At 70.0% G+C, this 14,915-nt stretch carries 26 protein-coding genes; 24 read left to right on the top strand and 2 right to left on the bottom strand.

Features of this window, described 5'->3' with window-relative positions; genetic code table 11:
- Positions 1-5: 5 nt before the first annotated feature.
- Positions 6-929 (bottom strand): LysR family transcriptional regulator, encoded by a 924-nt coding sequence (locus tag JQN72_RS15945; RefSeq protein ID WP_204136120.1) that lies wholly within the window; start codon positions 927-929, stop codon positions 6-8.
- A 72-nt stretch (positions 930-1,001) separates the two neighbouring features.
- On the opposite strand from JQN72_RS15945, the gene JQN72_RS15940 reads away from it, so the two are divergent.
- From JQN72_RS15940 to JQN72_RS15825, 24 genes are all read left to right on the top strand, one after another.
- Complete coding sequence (locus JQN72_RS15940; protein WP_307812753.1) at positions 1,002-1,931, top strand: EamA family transporter; 930 nt, start codon at positions 1,002-1,004, stop codon at positions 1,929-1,931.
- Positions 1,932-2,346: 415 nt separating this feature from the next.
- A complete protein-coding gene (gene rpsJ, locus JQN72_RS15935; protein WP_012867945.1) occupies positions 2,347-2,655 on the top strand; it encodes a 30S ribosomal protein S10 in 309 nt (102 codons plus the stop codon).
- Between the two features lie 8 nt (positions 2,656-2,663).
- Positions 2,664-3,320: a 50S ribosomal protein L3 gene (gene rplC, locus JQN72_RS15930; protein ID WP_204136119.1), complete on the top strand. Its 657-nt coding sequence runs from the start codon at positions 2,664-2,666 to the stop codon at positions 3,318-3,320.
- A gap of 2 nt (positions 3,321-3,322) precedes the next feature.
- Positions 3,323-4,072: a 50S ribosomal protein L4 gene (gene rplD, locus JQN72_RS15925; protein ID WP_204136118.1), complete on the top strand. Its 750-nt coding sequence runs from the start codon at positions 3,323-3,325 to the stop codon at positions 4,070-4,072.
- On the top strand, positions 4,069-4,368 hold the full coding sequence (rplW, locus tag JQN72_RS15920) for a 50S ribosomal protein L23 (RefSeq protein WP_204136117.1): 300 nt from the start codon (positions 4,069-4,071) through the stop codon (positions 4,366-4,368). Before rplD ends, rplW begins: the two co-directional genes overlap by 4 nt.
- 24 nt (positions 4,369-4,392) lie before the next feature.
- On the top strand, positions 4,393-5,229 hold the full coding sequence (rplB, locus tag JQN72_RS15915; protein WP_204136116.1) for a 50S ribosomal protein L2: 837 nt from the start codon (positions 4,393-4,395) through the stop codon (positions 5,227-5,229).
- A gap of 15 nt (positions 5,230-5,244) precedes the next feature.
- Positions 5,245-5,526: a 30S ribosomal protein S19 gene (rpsS, locus tag JQN72_RS15910; protein WP_204136115.1), complete on the top strand. Its 282-nt coding sequence runs from the start codon at positions 5,245-5,247 to the stop codon at positions 5,524-5,526.
- A complete protein-coding gene (gene rplV / locus JQN72_RS15905) occupies positions 5,526-5,921 on the top strand; it encodes a 50S ribosomal protein L22 (RefSeq protein WP_204136114.1) in 396 nt (131 codons plus the stop codon). Before rpsS ends, rplV begins: the two co-directional genes overlap by 1 nt.
- Entirely contained in the window at positions 5,921-6,721 is an 801-nt protein-coding gene (gene rpsC, locus JQN72_RS15900; RefSeq protein ID WP_204136113.1) for a 30S ribosomal protein S3, read from the top strand. The genes rplV and rpsC overlap by 1 nt, the downstream gene beginning before the upstream one ends.
- 2 nt (positions 6,722-6,723) lie before the next feature.
- Complete coding sequence (rplP, locus tag JQN72_RS15895) at positions 6,724-7,143, top strand: 50S ribosomal protein L16 (RefSeq protein ID WP_204136112.1); 420 nt, start codon at positions 6,724-6,726, stop codon at positions 7,141-7,143.
- On the top strand, positions 7,143-7,379 hold the full coding sequence (gene rpmC, locus JQN72_RS15890) for a 50S ribosomal protein L29 (RefSeq protein ID WP_304622440.1): 237 nt from the start codon (positions 7,143-7,145) through the stop codon (positions 7,377-7,379). Before rplP ends, rpmC begins: the two co-directional genes overlap by 1 nt.
- A complete protein-coding gene (gene rpsQ / locus JQN72_RS15885; RefSeq protein WP_204136111.1) occupies positions 7,376-7,666 on the top strand; it encodes a 30S ribosomal protein S17 in 291 nt (96 codons plus the stop codon). Before rpmC ends, rpsQ begins: the two co-directional genes overlap by 4 nt.
- Positions 7,667-7,762: 96 nt before the next feature.
- A complete protein-coding gene (gene rplN / locus JQN72_RS15880) occupies positions 7,763-8,131 on the top strand; it encodes a 50S ribosomal protein L14 (protein WP_204136110.1) in 369 nt (122 codons plus the stop codon).
- A 2-nt stretch (positions 8,132-8,133) separates the two neighbouring features.
- A complete protein-coding gene (gene rplX, locus JQN72_RS15875; protein ID WP_204136109.1) occupies positions 8,134-8,478 on the top strand; it encodes a 50S ribosomal protein L24 in 345 nt (114 codons plus the stop codon).
- A 5-nt stretch (positions 8,479-8,483) separates the two neighbouring features.
- The gene (rplE, locus tag JQN72_RS15870; protein ID WP_204136108.1) at positions 8,484-9,044 is read left to right on the top strand and encodes a 50S ribosomal protein L5; all 561 of its coding nucleotides are present in this window, start codon (positions 8,484-8,486) and stop codon (positions 9,042-9,044) included.
- Between the two features lie 2 nt (positions 9,045-9,046).
- Positions 9,047-9,232, top strand: a complete 186-nt coding sequence (locus JQN72_RS15865) for a type Z 30S ribosomal protein S14 (RefSeq protein ID WP_204136107.1) — start codon at positions 9,047-9,049, stop codon at positions 9,230-9,232.
- Positions 9,233-9,339: 107 nt separating this feature from the next.
- Positions 9,340-9,738 carry a 30S ribosomal protein S8 gene (gene rpsH, locus JQN72_RS15860; protein ID WP_204136106.1) on the top strand — a complete coding sequence of 133 codons (399 nt, stop codon included), beginning with the start codon at positions 9,340-9,342 and terminating at the stop codon, positions 9,736-9,738.
- Positions 9,739-9,750: 12 nt separating this feature from the next.
- Entirely contained in the window at positions 9,751-10,287 is a 537-nt protein-coding gene (rplF, locus tag JQN72_RS15855) for a 50S ribosomal protein L6 (protein WP_204136105.1), read from the top strand.
- Between the two features lie 3 nt (positions 10,288-10,290).
- Positions 10,291-10,665: a 50S ribosomal protein L18 gene (gene rplR, locus JQN72_RS15850; RefSeq protein ID WP_204136104.1), complete on the top strand. Its 375-nt coding sequence runs from the start codon at positions 10,291-10,293 to the stop codon at positions 10,663-10,665.
- A gap of 46 nt (positions 10,666-10,711) precedes the next feature.
- Positions 10,712-11,353 carry a 30S ribosomal protein S5 gene (rpsE, locus tag JQN72_RS15845; RefSeq protein ID WP_204136103.1) on the top strand — a complete coding sequence of 214 codons (642 nt, stop codon included), beginning with the start codon at positions 10,712-10,714 and terminating at the stop codon, positions 11,351-11,353.
- The gene (gene rpmD / locus JQN72_RS15840) at positions 11,353-11,535 is read left to right on the top strand and encodes a 50S ribosomal protein L30 (RefSeq protein ID WP_204136102.1); all 183 of its coding nucleotides are present in this window, start codon (positions 11,353-11,355) and stop codon (positions 11,533-11,535) included. The genes rpsE and rpmD overlap by 1 nt, the downstream gene beginning before the upstream one ends.
- A 2-nt stretch (positions 11,536-11,537) precedes the next feature.
- Positions 11,538-12,020, top strand: coding sequence for a 50S ribosomal protein L15 (gene rplO / locus JQN72_RS15835; protein ID WP_204136101.1), 483 nt, complete (start codon positions 11,538-11,540; stop codon positions 12,018-12,020).
- A 172-nt stretch (positions 12,021-12,192) separates the two neighbouring features.
- Positions 12,193-13,506, top strand: coding sequence for a preprotein translocase subunit SecY (secY, locus tag JQN72_RS15830; RefSeq protein WP_204136100.1), 1,314 nt, complete (start codon positions 12,193-12,195; stop codon positions 13,504-13,506).
- Positions 13,507-13,612: 106 nt separating this feature from the next.
- Positions 13,613-14,173, top strand: a complete 561-nt coding sequence (locus tag JQN72_RS15825; protein WP_204136130.1) for an adenylate kinase — start codon at positions 13,613-13,615, stop codon at positions 14,171-14,173.
- Here the strand turns inward: JQN72_RS15825 and JQN72_RS15820 are convergent.
- Positions 14,154-14,864 carry a spermidine synthase gene (locus JQN72_RS15820; protein ID WP_204136099.1) on the bottom strand — a complete coding sequence of 237 codons (711 nt, stop codon included), beginning with the start codon at positions 14,862-14,864 and terminating at the stop codon, positions 14,154-14,156. The genes JQN72_RS15825 and JQN72_RS15820 overlap by 20 nt on opposite strands.
- Positions 14,865-14,915 lie beyond the last annotated feature (51 nt).

The raw sequence follows: 14,915 nt of genomic DNA, 5'->3' as shown, positions 1-14,915 counted from the left end.
CCGTGTCAGGGGTCGAGCCGCTCGGCGGCGACCCGGGCCAGCTCGTCGCGGACCCGGGTGATGGCGGGGGAGGGTGCCATCGAGCGGCGCCACGTCATCATCACGCGGCGGGTGGGGCGGGGGTCGGTGACCGGCACGGCGACGACGCCGGGAGGAAGGGCCGCACGGCCCAGGCGTGGGACGAGCGCGACGCACACGCCCTCGTCCACGAGCGCCACCTGGGAGGCGAACTCCAGGGCCTCGTGCCGGATGTCCGGGCGCAGGCCGTGCAGGTCGAACATGTGGGTGAGCCAGCCGTGGCACACCGAGCCCGCGGGGGCGCACACCCAACGCTCCGTGGCGAGCCGGGCGGCGCCGACGCCCGGGCCGTCTGCCTCGGCGGCGAGGGGATGATCCGTGGTGACGAGCACGTCCGCGGCGTCGGTGCCGAGCCCGCTGACCTCCACGTGGTCGGGGAACGGCAGGGGCAGGTCACCCCAGCCGTGGACGAGCGCGCTGTCGGCGGCGCCGGAGGCGACGAGGTCGATCGCCTCGTGCGGGTCCTGCTCGACGACGCTGACGTCGAGCCCGGGCTCGGCCACGCCGAGAGCACGCAGGGCCGGGGCGACGAGACCTCGGACCCCGGTCGAGAACGAGACGAGCCGGACGGTCCCGACGGCGGGCCCACCGGTGACCCGGCCGAGCCCCGCCTCGAGGGCCTCGAGCGCGGTGAGGATGTCGGCGCCCTCGTCGACGAGGTGACGGCCGAGCTCGGTGAGCATCACCCCGCGCCCGACGCGATCCAGGACCGGTCCGCCGACGCGTCGCTCGAGCCGTCTCACCTGCTGCGAGACCGCGGACGGGGTGAAGCCGAGCTGGCTGGCAGCGCCACCGATGGAGCCCGTCCGGCGGATGGCGCTCAGCGTGACGAGATGGTCGACGTCGATCATGAAGCAACGCTACGTCTTGTGCGGTGACATTAGTTGCTGGTGCTTCACGGACATCCGCCCGAGGATGGGTCCGTGACTCTTCGTGACGCCTCCGCCGCGGTCCTCGTCATGCTCGTCTGGGGGATGAACTTCGTCGTCATCGACCGCGGGCTCGAGGGCGTCCCGCCGCTCGTCCTCGTCGCGGTGCGCTTCGCGGTCGTCCTCCTCGCCCTGCCGTTCGTCGCCCGGCCCGCGGCTCCGCTGCGACGGGTCCTCGCGGTCGGCGCCTTCATGAGCCTGGGCCAGTTCGGGCTGCTCTACACCTCCCTCGCCGTCGGGATGCCGCCCGGCCTGGCATCCCTCGTCCTGCAGGCACAGGCCGTCCTCACCGTCGGTCTGGCCGCCCTCGTCCTCGGCGAGCGGCCGTTGCCCGTGCAGCTCGCCGGCGTCGCGGCCGGTGTCGTCGGCCTCGGCGTCGTCGCCGTCGGTCGTGGCGGGTCCGTGCCGGGCGTCGCTCTCGTCCTCTGCGTCCTCGCGGCGGTCTCGTGGGCGAGTGGCAACGTGCTCGTCCGCCGGCTGCGGGTGCCGGGCGGGCTCGGGCTCGTGGTCTGGTCGGCGCTCGTCGTCCCGGTCCCCGTGCTCGCCCTCGCCGTGGCGGTCGACGGGCCCGCGGTGGTCGGCCACGCGCTCACGCACCTGACCGTCGTCAACTGGGCCTCCACGGCCTACACCGCACTCCTGGCCAGCCTCGTGGGCTACGGCATCTGGAACCGGCTGCTCGAGCGGCACCCCGCGTCCGAGGTCGCCCCGTTCACGCTGCTCGTGCCGCCGATCGGGATGGTGACGGCCTGGCTCGTCGACGGTGAGCGGCCGACCGTGCTCGCGATGCTCGGCGGCGGAGCCCTCGTCCTCGGGGTGGCGCTCGTGACGCTCGGGCCGCGCGTCGCCCGCCGGGGCGGACGCGACGGGGGGCCTCGGACGCCGGAGCTCGCGGGGCCCGTCGGGTCGGGGCTCGGTAGGTGAGGCTGCAGCCCGGGCCGACGGCCGCGTCGTCGTGACGAGGGACGCGACGGGCTCGGCGGGCATGAGGTGGGGAGGGCGGGGCCCTGGTACGGCGGTCGCCGGTGCGGGCCGGCTCGATTTGGCCGAGGTGCCGCGGCTCTGGCACACTGGTCAGGTTGCTCGGCGTGCGTGAGCGACCCGCGAGGGTCGGTCGCGCCCACCGCGACGAGGACGAACCGCTGGTCCGGCGGGGCGTCGCGTCGGCGAAGAGCCGGGCCCCGGTCCCACCGGGACAGCCGAACCCCACGGAGCAGGTACGGGAGACCGTACAGGCCTCGCCTGCGGAGACAGGGCGACACACCCGACCGCGGGGGTCGGAGGTCCACGAGGGCCGGCCATAGACCAGATGGACGGCGAGAGAGAGACGGAACGTCAGATGGCGGGACAGAAGATCCGCATCCGCTTGAAGTCGTATGACCACGAGGTCATCGACTCCTCGGCGCGCAAGATCGTCGACACGGTGACCCGTGCCGGCGCGACCGTGGTGGGCCCCGTGCCGCTGCCGACGGAGAAGAACGTGTTCTGCGTCATCCGGTCGCCGCACAAGTACAAGGACAGCCGCGAGCACTTCGAGATGCGCACCCACAAGCGCCTCATCGACATCATCGACCCGACGCCCAAGGCCGTCGACTCGCTGATGCGTCTCGACCTCCCGGCCGACGTCAACATCGAGATCAAGCTCTGAGGCTCGCGATGACCACCACTGCCACGAAGACCCAGAAGGGTCTGCTGGGCACCAAGCTCGGCATGACCCAGGTGTGGGACGAGGACAACCGCCTCGTGCCCGTCACCGTGATCCAGGCCGGCCCGAACGTCGTGACCCAGGTGCGTGCCGCCGACACCGACGGCTACGCGGCCGTCCAGCTCGGCTACGGCGCGATCGACCCGCGCAAGGTCACCAAGCCGCTGGCCGGTCACTTCGAGAAGGCCGGCGTCACACCCCGCCGCCACCTCGTCGAGCTGCGCACCGGGGACGCGGCCGAGTACTCGCTCGGCCAGGAGCTCGGCGCCGACACCTTCGAGGCCGGCCAGGCCGTCGACATCAGTGCGACGACCAAGGGCAAGGGCTTCGCCGGTGTCATGAAGCGCCACGGCTTCCACGGTGTCTCGGCGTCCCACGGTGCGCACCGCAACCACCGCAAGCCCGGCTCGATCGGCGGGTGCGCCACCCCCGGTCGCGTCTTCAAGGGCATGCGCATGGCCGGCCGCATGGGCGGCGTGCGCCACACGACGCAGAACCTCACGATCCACGCCGTCGACACCGACAAGGGCCTGCTCCTCGTCAAGGGTGCCGTCCCCGGCCCGCGCGGCGCGGTCGTCCTCGTCCGCTCGGCTGCGAAGGGGGCCTGACCATGGCTACCGAGACCCTCGACGTCACCCTCCCCGCGGAGATCTTCGACGTCCAGACCAACGTCCCGCTGATCCACCAGGTCGTCACCGCGCAGCTCGCGGCCGCCCGCCAGGGCACGCACGCGACGAAGACGCGCGGCGAGGTCCGCGGCGGTGGGCGCAAGCCGTACCGCCAGAAGGGCACCGGCCGCGCCCGCCAGGGCTCGACCCGCGCGCCGCAGTTCGCCGGCGGTGGCACCGTCCACGGCCCGCAGCCGCGTGACTACGCCCAGCGGACGCCCAAGAAGATGAAGGCCGCGGCCCTGCGTGGTGCCCTCTCCGACCGCGCGCGCCACGGCCGCATCCACGTCGTCGAGTCCATCGCCACCGGCGAGGTCCCGTCGACGAAGGACGCCCAGGTGCTGTTCGCCGGTCTCACCGAGCGGCCGAACCTGCTCGTCGTGCTGGACCGCGCCGACATCGTCTCGATGAAGTCGGTCCGCAACCTCGTGGACGTCCACGTCCTCGCGGTCGACCAGCTCAACACCTACGACGTGCTCTGCGCCGACGACATCGTCTTCACCAAGGCCGCCTACGAGGTCTTCACCGGCCAGCCGGTCGAGGCCGCCAAGCCGGCCAAGAAGACCGCCGCCAAGAAGGCCACCACGAAGAAGGCCGCCGCGCCGAAGGCCGAGCCGGGCCCCGCTGACGGTGCCGCCGACAGCGACGAAGTCGGCGTTGCCGGCAGCGACAATGGGGAGGACGAGAAGTGAGCCAGGACAAGAACCCCCGCGACATCCTGATCGCGCCGGTCGTGTCCGAGAAGTCCTACGGGCTCCTCGACGAGGGCAAGTACACCTTCCTCGTCGACCCGCGGTCCAACAAGACCGAGATCAAGATCGCCGTCGAGCAGGTCTTCGGCGTCAAGGTCGACTCCGTGCACACGATGAACCGCCCGGGCAAGGCCCGCCGCACGCGGTTCGGCACCGGTAAGCGCAAGGACACCAAGCGCGCGATCGTCACCCTCCGCGAGGGCTCGATCGACATCTTCGGCAGCGCCGGCGTCTGAGGAAGCTGAGGAACTGACGTAACCATGGGTATCCGCAAGTACAAGCCGACGACGCCGGGGCGTCGCGGGTCGAGCGTGGCCGACTTCGTCGAGGTCACCCGCACGACCCCCGAGAAGTCCCTCGTCCGCCCGCTGACCAAGAGCGGTGGCCGCAACAACAACGGCCGCATCACCACCCGCCACATCGGTGGGGGCCACAAGCGCGCCTACCGGGTCATCGACTTCCGTCGCCACGACAAGGACGGCGTGCCGGCCAAGGTCGCGCACATCGAGTACGACCCGAACCGCACCGCGCGGATCGCGCTCCTGCACTACGCCGACGGCGAGAAGCGCTACATCCTCGCGCCGCGCGGCCTCGAGCAGGGCATGTCGATCGAGAACGGCCCGTCCGCCGACATCAAGCCCGGCAACAGCCTGCCGCTGCGCAACATCCCGACCGGTACGGTCATCCACGCCGTCGAGCTCAAGCCCGGTGGCGGCGCGAAGATCGCCCGCTCGGCCGGGGTCCGCGTGCAGCTCGTCGCCAAGGACGGCCCCTACGCCCAGCTGCGCATGCCGTCCGGTGAGATCCGCAACGTCGACGCGCGCTGCCGCGCCACCGTCGGCGAGGTCGGCAACGCCGAGCAGTCCAACATCAACTGGGGCAAGGCCGGCCGGATGCGCTGGAAGGGCAAGCGCCCGACCGTCCGCGGTGTCGTCATGAACCCGGTCGACCACCCCCACGGTGGTGGTGAGGGCCGCACGTCCGGTGGCCGTCACCCCGTCTCGCCGTGGGGCCAGCCCGAGGGCCGCACCCGCCGCCCCGGCAAGCCGAGCGACAAGCTGATCGTGCGCCGCCGCCGTACGGGCAAGAAGCGCTGAGTAGGAGCCTGAACCATGCCTCGTAGCCTGAAGAAGGGCCCCTTCATCGACGACCACCTCCAGAAGAAGGTGGACGCTCAGAACGAAGCGGGCAGCAAGAACGTCATCAAGACCTGGTCGCGCCGCTCGGTCATCTCGCCCGACATGCTCGGCCATACCCTCGCCGTCCACGACGGCCGCAAGCACGTCCCGGTGTTCGTCACCGAGGCGATGGTCGGCCACAAGCTCGGCGAGTTCGCACCGACCCGCACCTTCAAGGGTCACGTCAAGGACGACAAGAAGGGGCGTCGTCGCTGATGGCCACCGAGAACACCACCCTCGAGTCCAAGGCCGTGGCCCGGCACGTCCGGATCACGCCGATGAAGGCCCGACGCGTCGTCGACCTCATCCGTGGCAAGGCCGCCGACGAGGCCGTGTCGGTCCTGCGCTTCGCGCCCCAGGGTGCGAGCGAGCAGGTCCGCAAGGTCCTCGAGTCCGCGATCGCCAACGCCCGGGTCAAGGCCGACGCGACGGCCGAGCGGTTCGACGAGCGCGAGCTCGTCGTCGCGAAGGCCTTCGTCGACGAGGGCCCGACCATGAAGCGGTTCCGGCCGCGCGCCCAGGGCCGCGCCAGCCGCATCAACAAGCGCACGAGCCACATCACCGTGGTCGTCGCCCCCAAGCCCACGAGCACGAACGGAGGCACCCGCTGATGGGCCAGAAGGTCAACCCGCACGGCTTCCGTCTCGGCATCACGACGGAGCACAAGAGCCGCTGGTTCGCCGACTCCACCAAGGACGGCCAGCGCTACCGCGACTACGTCAAGGAGGACGTGGCGATCCGCAAGCTCATGTCCACGGGCATGGACCGCGCCGGGATCGCCCGCGTCGACATCGAGCGCACCCGCGACCGGGTCCGCGTCGACATCCACACCGCGCGGCCGGGCATCGTCATCGGCCGCCGCGGCGCGGAGGCCGACCGGCTCCGCGGCGAGCTCGAGAAGCTCACCGGCAAGCAGGTCCAGCTCAACATCCTCGAGGTCAAGAACCCCGAGGTCGAGGCCCAGCTCGTCGCACAGGGCATCGCCGAGCAGCTCTCCGCGCGCGTCTCGTTCCGTCGCGCCATGCGCAAGGGCATGCAGTCCGCCACCCGCGCGGGCGCCAAGGGCATCCGGGTCCAGGTCTCCGGCCGTCTCGGCGGCGCGGAGATGAGCCGCACCGAGTTCTACCGCGAGGGGCGCGTGCCGCTGCACACCCTCCGCGCGAACATCGACTACGGCTTCTACGAGGCCCGCACCACCTTCGGCCGGATCGGCGTCAAGGTCTGGATCTACAAGGGCGACCTCACCGCGCGTGAGCTCGCGGCCCAGCAGGCCTCCGCGCCGCGCCAGGGCCGTGGTCCGCGTCGTGACGGCGCCGACCGTCCGGCCCGTGCCCGCCGCCAGGCCGCCCCCGCCGCCGCGGAGGCCCCGGCCGAGCAGGCGCAGGCCGCTCCGAGCACCGAGGAGTCCTGACCATGTTGATTCCCCGTCGAGTCAAGCACCGCAAGCAGCACCACCCCGGCCGGTCCGGGATGGCCAAGGGCGGTACGACCATCGCGTTCGGCGACTACGGCATCCAGGCCCTCGAGCCCGCCTACGTCACGAACCGCCAGATCGAGTCCGCGCGTATCGCGATGACCCGCTACATCAAGCGTGGCGGAAAGGTCTGGATCAACATCTACCCGGACCGTCCCCTGACGAAGAAGCCTGCCGAGACCCGCATGGGTTCCGGCAAGGGCTCGCCCGAGTGGTGGGTGGCGAACGTCAAGCCGGGCCGGATCATGTTCGAGCTCTCCGGTGTCCCGGAGGACGTCGCGCGCGAGGCCATGCGTCTCGCCATGCACAAGCTGCCGATGAAGTGCCGCTTCGTCCAGCGTGAGGGTGGTGACTTCTGATGGCAGTCGGTTCCAAGGACCTGACCCCCAAGGAGCTGCGTGGGCTCGAGACCGAGCGTCTCACCGACGAGCTCCGCAAGGCCAAGGAGGAGCTGTTCAACCTCCGCTTCCAGTCGGCCACGGGGCAGCTGGACAACCACGGTCGGCTCCGCGCCGTCCGGAAGGACATCGCCCGGATCTACACCGAGATGCGTGAGCGCGAGCTCAACATCGGCGGGAAGGGTGAGGCCAAGTGAGCGAGAAGAAGGACGAGACCGTGACGACCACCGTCGAGCGCAGCTACCGCAAGACCCGCCAGGGGTACGTGGTCAGCGACAAGATGGACAAGACCGTCGTCGTCGAGGTCGAGGACCGCGTCAAGCACGCGCTCTACGGCAAGGTCATGCGCCGCTCGAGCAAGGTCAAGGCCCACGACGAGGGCAACGCCGCCGGTGTCGGCGACCGTGTCCTCATCATGGAGACCCGGCCCCTCTCGGCGACCAAGCGCTGGCGCGTCGTCGAGATCCTCGAGAAGGCCAAGTAGCACCCTGCGGGGGCCCGGCCCCCGCTCCCCGCCGTAGTTCGGCCAGGCTCTGCGCCTCGGGCGCGGAGAACCAGCACGACATATAGGAGACAAACAGTGATCCAGCAGGAGTCGCGACTGCGAGTCGCCGACAACACCGGTGCGAAGGAGATCCTCTGCATCCGTGTGCTCGGTGGCTCCGGTCGCCGGTACGCCGGAATCGGCGACACCATCGTCGCCACCGTCAAGGACGCGATCCCCGGCGGCAACGTCAAGAAGGGCGACGTCGTCAAGGCCGTCATCGTGCGGACCAAGAAGGAGCGTCGTCGCGCCGACGGGTCCTACATCCGCTTCGACGAGAACGCCGCGGTGATCCTTCGGGGCGACGGCGACCCGCGCGGGACGCGCATCTTCGGCCCGGTCGGCCGCGAGCTGCGCGAGAAGCGCTTCATGAAGATCATCAGCCTGGCGCCGGAGGTGCTCTGACCATGGCGACGAAGATCAAGAAGGGTGACACCGTGCAGGTGCTCACCGGCAAGGACAAGGGCAGCACCGGCAAGGTCATCGCCGTCGACCGCGAGCGCGGCCGCGTGACCGTCGAGGGTGTGAACCGGGTGACCCGGCACACCAAGGCCGGCGAGTCGAACCGGGGCAGCCGCACCGGTGGCCTCGTCGTCCAGGAGGCGTCGGTCCACGTGAGCAACGTGGCGGTCGTCGACCCGTCGGACAAGAAGCCCACCCGCGTCAAGACCCGCGTCGAGACCGTCGAGCGCGACGGCCGCCAGAAGGCGAGCCGCGTCCGCGTCGGCGTGCGCTCGGGCAAGGACCTGTGAGAGAGATGGCAGACACCGCGACCAAGCCCCGCCTCAAGGCGCGCTACCAGGACGACATCAAGGGATCCCTCAAGGACCAGTTCTCCTACGAGAACGTCATGCAGGTCCCCGGGGTGACCAAGGTCGTCGTCAACATGGGTGTCGGCGACGCCGCGAAGGACAGCAAGCTCATCGAGGGAGCCATCCGCGACCTCACGGCGATCACCGGCCAGAAGCCGGTCGTCACCCGGGCCCGCAAGTCCATCGCGCAGTTCAAGCTCCGCGAGGGCATGCCGATCGGCGCGCACACCACGCTGCGCGGTGACCGGATGTGGGAGTTCCTCGACCGTCTCGTGACGATCGCCCTCCCGCGTATTCGCGACTTCCGCGGCCTCTCGCCCAAGCAGTTCGACGGCCGTGGCAACTACACGTTCGGTCTCACCGAGCAGTCGATGTTCCACGAGATCGACCAGGACAAGATCGACCGGGTCCGCGGCATGGACATCACGGTCGTCACGACCGCGACGAACGACGACGAGGGACGCGCGCTGCTCAAGGCGCTCGGCTTCCCGTTCAAGGAGAACTGAGCATGGCCAAGACCGCCCTGATCAACAAGGCGAACAGCAAGCCGAAGTTCAAGGTCCGCGCCTACACGCGCTGCCAGCGCTGCGGCCGCCCGCACTCGGTCTACCGCAAGTTCGGCCTGTGCCGGATCTGCCTCCGGGAGATGGCCCACCGTGGCGAGCTCCCCGGCGTGACCAAGAGCAGCTGGTAAGTCCCTGACCCGCCGCCTGGCGCGGCACCCCATCCCAAGACCATCTACATCGCAGGTCCGTCGGCTTCGCCGGCAGAAACCGCGGTGAGAGAGGGCGGAGAAGCCCAATGACCATGACTGACCCGATTGCGGACATGCTGACCCGCGTCCGGAACGCCAACTCGGCGCACAAGGACGACGTCTCCATGCCGTTCTCGAAGCTCAAGAGCCACATCGCCGAGATCCTCGAGGCGGAGGGCTACATCGCCGGCTGGTCCGTGGAGGACGCCGAGGTCGGCAAGACCCTCACGGTCCAGCTCAAGTACGGCCCCAACCGGGAGCGCTCGATCGCCGGCCTGCGCCGCGTCAGCAAGCCCGGCCTGCGCGTGTACGCCAAGTCCACCAACCTGCCCAAGGTGCTCGGTGGCCTCGGCGTCGCGATCATCTCGACGTCGTCCGGCCTGCTCACCGACAAGCAGGCCGCCAACAAGGGTGTGGGCGGGGAAGTCCTCGCCTACGTCTGGTAAGGGGTAGCAGCCATGTCACGAATCGGACGCCTCCCCGTCACCATCCCCTCCGGTGTCGACGTCAACGTCTCCGGACAGACCGTCACCGTCAAGGGCCCGAAGGGCGAGCTGAGCCACACCGTCGCCGCGCCGATCACGGTCGAGCGGGCCGACGGCTCGCTCGAGGTCAAGCGTCCCGACGACGAGCGCGTGTCGCGCTCGCTGCACGGACTGACCCGCTCGCTCATCAACAACATGGTCCTCGGTGTGACCGAGGGCTACGAGAAGAAGCTCGAGATCCACGGCACGGGGTACCGCGTGCAGGCCAAGGGCAGCAACCTCGAGTTCGCCCTCGGCTACTCGCACTCCATCACCGTCGAGCCGCCGTCGGGTATCACCTTCGCGGTCGAGAACCCCACCCGGTTCTCGGTCCAGGGCATCGACAAGCAGCTCGTCGGCGAGGTCGCCGCGAACATCCGCAAGCTCCGCAAGCCCGACCCGTACAAGGGCAAGGGCGTCCGCTACGCGGGCGAGCACATCCGCCGCAAGGTCGGGAAGGCTGGTAAGTAACCGATGGCACTGATCGTCAAGCGCGCCAAGGGCAAGTCGGCCGCACGCGTCCGCCGTCACGTCCGCGTCCGCAAGCAGGTCAGCGGCACCGCCGCGCGGCCCCGCCTCGTCGTCACGCGGTCCTCGCGCCACGTCTTCGTCCAGGTCGTCGACGACACGGCCGGCCGCACGGTCGCGTCCGCGTCGACGATGGAGGCCGACGTGCGCACCCTCGAGGGCGACAAGCGCGAGAAGGCCAAGAAGGTCGGCGAGCTCGTCGCCGAGCGGGCCAAGGCCGCCGGTGTCGAGTCCGTCGTGTTCGACCGCGGGGGCAACAGGTACCACGGTCGCGTCGCCGCCATCGCGGACGGCGCTCGGGAAGGCGGGCTGTCGCTGTGACCCACCCCGCCCGGACCACCACGAACGTCGAGAAGAGGAACATCTGATGCCAGGACCCCAGCGTCGAGGCACCGGGACCGGCGGCGCCGAGCGCGGCGACCGGCGGGACCGTCGCGACGACCGTCGCGGCGGCCGTGACTCCCGGGACGCCGAGAAGAACCAGTACCTCGAACGCGTCGTGACCATCAACCGTGTCGCCAAGGTCGTCAAGGGTGGTCGTCGCTTCAGCTTCACCGCCCTGGTCGTCGTCGGTGACGGCGACGGCACCGTCGGCGTCGGCTACGGCAAGGCCAAGGAGGTGCCCGCGGCGATCGCCAAGGGTGTCGAGGAGGCGAAGAAGAACTTCTTCCGCGTCCCGCGCATCCAGGGCACCATCCCGCACCCCGTCCAGGGTGAGGCCGCCGCCGGTGTCGTCATGCTCCGCCCCGCCAGCCCCGGTACCGGTGTCATCGCCGGTGGCCCGGTGCGTGCGGTCCTGGAGTGCGCCGGCATCCACGACGTGCTCTCCAAGAGCCTCGGCTCGGACAACGCCATCAACATCGTGCACGCCACCGTCGAGGCCCTCCAGGGCCTGGAGCGTCCGGAGGCCGTCGCGGCCCGCCGTGGCCTCCCGGTCGACCAGGTCGCGCCGGCCGCGATGCTCCGTGCGCAGGCCGCCGGCCTCGCCGAGGCCAAGGCGGGTGCGTGATGGCTCGTCTCAAGGTCACCCAGACCCGGTCCGGCATCGGGGGCAAGCAGAACCAGCGGAACACGCTGCGCTCCCTCGGTCTGAAGCGGATCGGCGACGTCGTCGTCAAGGAGGACCGTCCCGAGATCCGCGGGATGGTCAAGACGGTCACCCACCTGGTCGCCGTCGAGGAGGTTGAGTGAGCATGGCCGACACGAAGGCCAACAAGGCTGCGGCGCGCGAGGCGTCGGCCCTCAAGGTCCACCACCTGCGTCCGGCCCCGGGCGCGAAGACCGCGCGCACCCGCGTCGGTCGTGGTGAGGGATCCAAGGGCAAGACCGCCGGTCGCGGGACCAAGGGCACCAAGGCCCGCTACCAGGTCCCGGCCGGCTTCCAGGGCGGCACCACGCCGCTGCACATGCGGTTCCCGAAGCTGCGCGGCTTCAAGAACCCGTTCAAGACCGAGTACCAGGTCGTGAACCTGGACAAGCTGTCGGCGCTCTACCCGAAGGGTGGCGACGTCACGGTCGAGGACCTGGTCGCCAAGGGCGCCGTCCGCGACGGCTTCCCCGTGAAGGTGCTCGGCACCGGCGACATCGCCGTGGCCGTCAACGTCACGGTGGCCGCCTTCTCGGCCAGCGCCAAGGAGAAGATCGAGGCGGCGGGCGGATCGGCGACGACCGCCTGACGCCCCACGCCGACCGCGTGCCGCAGGGCCGGCTCCGGAGAGTCCTTCGGAGCCGGCCCTGCGCCGTTCGGTCTCCCACCCTCGGGTTCCGGTGACGCCGGGACCTACAGGTATGTTGTGACGGATCGCTGACGACGCGGCCACATCCCCGGCCGCACTCCTGGAGGACCCTGTGCTCACCGCATTCGGCCGAGCGTTCAAGACGCCCGACCTGCGCAGGAAGCTGCTGTTCACGCTGTTCATCATCGTGATCTTCCGGCTCGGCTCGCACGTGCCCACCCCGGGCGTCAGCTACCCGCTCGTCCAGCAGTGCATCTCCGGTGCCGACAACAGCAACCAGCTGCTCGGGCTGATCAACCTCTTCAGCGGCGGCGCGCTGCTCCAGCTGTCCATCTTCGCGCTGGGGATCATGCCGTACATCACGGCGAGCATCATCGTGCAGCTGCTCACCGTCGTCATCCCGCGGTTCGAGACCCTCAAGAAGGAGGGCCAGGCCGGTCAGGCGAAGATGACGCAGTACACCCGCTACCTGACGATCGGGCTCGCGGTCCTGCAGTCCTCGACGCTCATCACCTTCGCGCAGAACCCGGCGACGCTGTTCAACAACCCGGGCTGCACGAACATCCTCACCGACGACTCGGTCGTGACGATCCTCATCATGGTGCTCACCATGACGGCCGGTACCGGCCTGATCATGTGGCTCGGCGAGCTCATCACGGACAAGGGCGTCGGCAACGGGATGTCGCTGCTGATCTTCACCTCGATCGCGGCGCAGTTCCCGTCCTCGCTGTGGGCCATCCAGCAGCGCTCGGGCTGGACCATCTTCCTCGGTGTCATCCTCCTCGGCTTCGTCGTCATCGCCCTCGTCGTGTTCGTCGAGCAGAGCCAGCGGCGCATCCCCGTGCAGTACGCGAAGCGGATGGTCGGCCGGCGCGTCTACGGCGGCACCTCGACCTACATCCCGCTCAAGGTCAACATGGCCGGCGTCATCCCGGTCATCTTCGCGAGCTCGCTGCTCACGCTGCCGATGCTCGTGGCGCAGTTCAACCAGAGCCCCGACGGCGTGAACTCCGGGTGGGTCGACTGGATCAACGCCCACCTCGTGCGCGGCGACCACCCGTACTACATGGCCCTCTACATCGGGCTCATCCTCTTCTTCACGTTCTTCTACGTGTCGATCACGTTCAACCCGACCGAGGTCGCCGACAACATGAAGAAGTACGGCGGCTTCATCCCGGGTATCCGTGCCGGGCGACCCACGGCCGAGTACCTCAACTACGTCCTGACCCGGATCACCGTGCCGGGCGCGATCTACCTCGCGCTGATCTCGCTCATCCCGCTCATCGCCCTGGTCCTCGTCGACGCCAACCAGAACTTCCCCTTCGGCGGCACCTCGATCCTCATCATCGTCGGTGTCGGCCTGGAGACGGTCAAGCAGATCGAGGCCCAGCTGCAACAGCGACACTACGAAGGGTTCCTCCGCTGATGTCACCCCTCGAAGTTCCGCCCACGCGCACCGTGGGACCCGCCCCGCTTCGCTCCGCCCACGCTGCGCGTGGGACCCGCGGATACTTCGTGGGGGCCCCGACATGATGCGCCTCATCATCCTCGGGCCCCCCGGTGCCGGAAAGGGCACGCAGGCCTCCCGGATCGCCGAGCACTTCGGCATCCCCGCCATCTCGACCGGCGACATCTTCCGCTCCAACATCAAGAACGAGACCGAGCTCGGCACGCAGGTCAAGGAGATCCTCGCCTCCGGGGGCTACGTCTCCGACGAGATCACCAACGCGATCGTCGAGGACCGCCTCGGCCAGGACGACTGCGCACGGGGGTTCCTCCTCGACGGCTACCCGCGCACCCTCGCCCAGGTCGAGGCGCTCGACGCCATGCTCTCCGCGCACGGTGCCGCCCTCGACCGCGTCCTCGAGCTCACCGTCGACGACGACGTCGTCGTGGGCCGGCTGCTCAAGCGGGCGGAGGTCGAGGGTCGCGACGACGACACCGAGGACGTCATCCGCGAGCGGATGGCCATCTACCACCGCGAGACCAAGCCGCTGGCCGACACCTACCGCGAGCGCGGTCTGCTCGTCGACGTCGACGGCGACGGCGCGGTCGACGAGGTCTTCGAGCGGATCAAGGCCGCGCTGGGCTGAGCGGCTCGCGCGCCACGTAGACGGTGTTCGCGGCCGTGCCACCGGTGAGGTGGTTCGGGAACGACACGACGTGCGCGTCGGCGTACTCGAACGCACCGGCCATCGCCTGCACCATCCGCTCGTCCGGCGGCTCGTCGGACCACACCGCGAGCGCCCCCTGCGGCCGCAGCATCGCTGCGGCCCGGGCCTGTCCCGGCTGCGTGTAGAAGTCGGCGTGGTCCGAGCGCAGCAGCCAGTCCGGGGCGTGGTCGATGTCGAGCAGCACCGCGTCGTAGGGACGGGCCACGCGCTCGGCTCGGACGACGTCGAAGAAGTCGTCGTGGACGAGCGTCGTGCGCGGGTCCGCGGCCAGTCCCCGGGTGTCCTCGAACAGGTCGCGCTCGTGCCAGGAGATGACCGGCGCGAGGGCCTCGACGACGTCGAGGGCGGCCACCCGCTCGTCCTGGAGGGCGGTCCACGCCGTGTAGCCGAGCCCGAGGCCGCCGACGAGCACGCGCAGGCCGGTCCCGTCCACGGCGGCCATCCCGAGCCGTGCCAGCTCGCACTCGCCGACCGTGAACTGGCTGGACATGAGGTAGTCCTCGTCGAGCTTGACCTCGTGGACGACGCGTCCGGTGGCCGGCTCGACCCGACGACGCAGGCTGACCTGGCCCCACTCGGTGTCGGCCCAGTCCAGCTCCTCGATGCGCATTGCGCGAGGGTAGCCGGGGGTGCGCGGCGGCGGCCACGGCGCAGGTAGGGT

The organism is Phycicoccus sp. CSK15P-2, from assembly GCF_016888005.1.
In the GTDB taxonomy this organism is placed as follows: domain Bacteria; phylum Actinomycetota; class Actinomycetes; order Actinomycetales; family Dermatophilaceae; genus Phycicoccus.
The sequence above is the reverse complement of the archived record's forward strand: the minus strand, read 5'-3'. Positions and strand labels throughout refer to the sequence as shown.

Bases quoted from the DNA above. Each gene is read 5' to 3' on its own strand.
- rpsH (WP_204136106.1), top strand. From the start codon at position 9,340: ATGACCATGACTGACCCGATTGCGGACATGCTGACCCGCGTCCGGAAC.
- JQN72_RS15945 (WP_204136120.1), bottom strand. From the start codon at position 929: ATGATCGACGTCGACCATCTCGTCACGCTGAGCGCCATCCGCCGGACG.
- rplE (WP_204136108.1), top strand. From the start codon at position 8,484: ATGGCAGACACCGCGACCAAGCCCCGCCTCAAGGCGCGCTACCAGGAC.
- rplP (WP_204136112.1), top strand. From the start codon at position 6,724: ATGTTGATTCCCCGTCGAGTCAAGCACCGCAAGCAGCACCACCCCGGC.
- rplR (WP_204136104.1), top strand. From the start codon at position 10,291: ATGGCACTGATCGTCAAGCGCGCCAAGGGCAAGTCGGCCGCACGCGTC.
- rplX (WP_204136109.1), top strand. From the start codon at position 8,134: ATGGCGACGAAGATCAAGAAGGGTGACACCGTGCAGGTGCTCACCGGC.
- rplF (WP_204136105.1), top strand. From the start codon at position 9,751: ATGTCACGAATCGGACGCCTCCCCGTCACCATCCCCTCCGGTGTCGAC.
- rplD (WP_204136118.1), top strand. From the start codon at position 3,323: ATGGCTACCGAGACCCTCGACGTCACCCTCCCCGCGGAGATCTTCGAC.
- rpsE (WP_204136103.1), top strand. From the start codon at position 10,712: ATGCCAGGACCCCAGCGTCGAGGCACCGGGACCGGCGGCGCCGAGCGC.
- rpmC (WP_304622440.1), top strand. From the start codon at position 7,143: ATGGCAGTCGGTTCCAAGGACCTGACCCCCAAGGAGCTGCGTGGGCTC.
- JQN72_RS15820 (WP_204136099.1), bottom strand. From the start codon at position 14,864: ATGCGCATCGAGGAGCTGGACTGGGCCGACACCGAGTGGGGCCAGGTC.
- rplV (WP_204136114.1), top strand. From the start codon at position 5,526: ATGGCCACCGAGAACACCACCCTCGAGTCCAAGGCCGTGGCCCGGCAC.
- rplO (WP_204136101.1), top strand. From the start codon at position 11,538: ATGGCCGACACGAAGGCCAACAAGGCTGCGGCGCGCGAGGCGTCGGCC.
- rplB (WP_204136116.1), top strand. From the start codon at position 4,393: ATGGGTATCCGCAAGTACAAGCCGACGACGCCGGGGCGTCGCGGGTCG.
- rpsS (WP_204136115.1), top strand. From the start codon at position 5,245: ATGCCTCGTAGCCTGAAGAAGGGCCCCTTCATCGACGACCACCTCCAG.
- rplC (WP_204136119.1), top strand. From the start codon at position 2,664: ATGACCACCACTGCCACGAAGACCCAGAAGGGTCTGCTGGGCACCAAG.
- JQN72_RS15865 (WP_204136107.1), top strand. From the start codon at position 9,047: ATGGCCAAGACCGCCCTGATCAACAAGGCGAACAGCAAGCCGAAGTTC.
- rpsJ (WP_012867945.1), top strand. From the start codon at position 2,347: ATGGCGGGACAGAAGATCCGCATCCGCTTGAAGTCGTATGACCACGAG.
- rpmD (WP_204136102.1), top strand. From the start codon at position 11,353: ATGGCTCGTCTCAAGGTCACCCAGACCCGGTCCGGCATCGGGGGCAAG.
- rpsC (WP_204136113.1), top strand. From the start codon at position 5,921: ATGGGCCAGAAGGTCAACCCGCACGGCTTCCGTCTCGGCATCACGACG.
- JQN72_RS15825 (WP_204136130.1), top strand. From the start codon at position 13,613: ATGCGCCTCATCATCCTCGGGCCCCCCGGTGCCGGAAAGGGCACGCAG.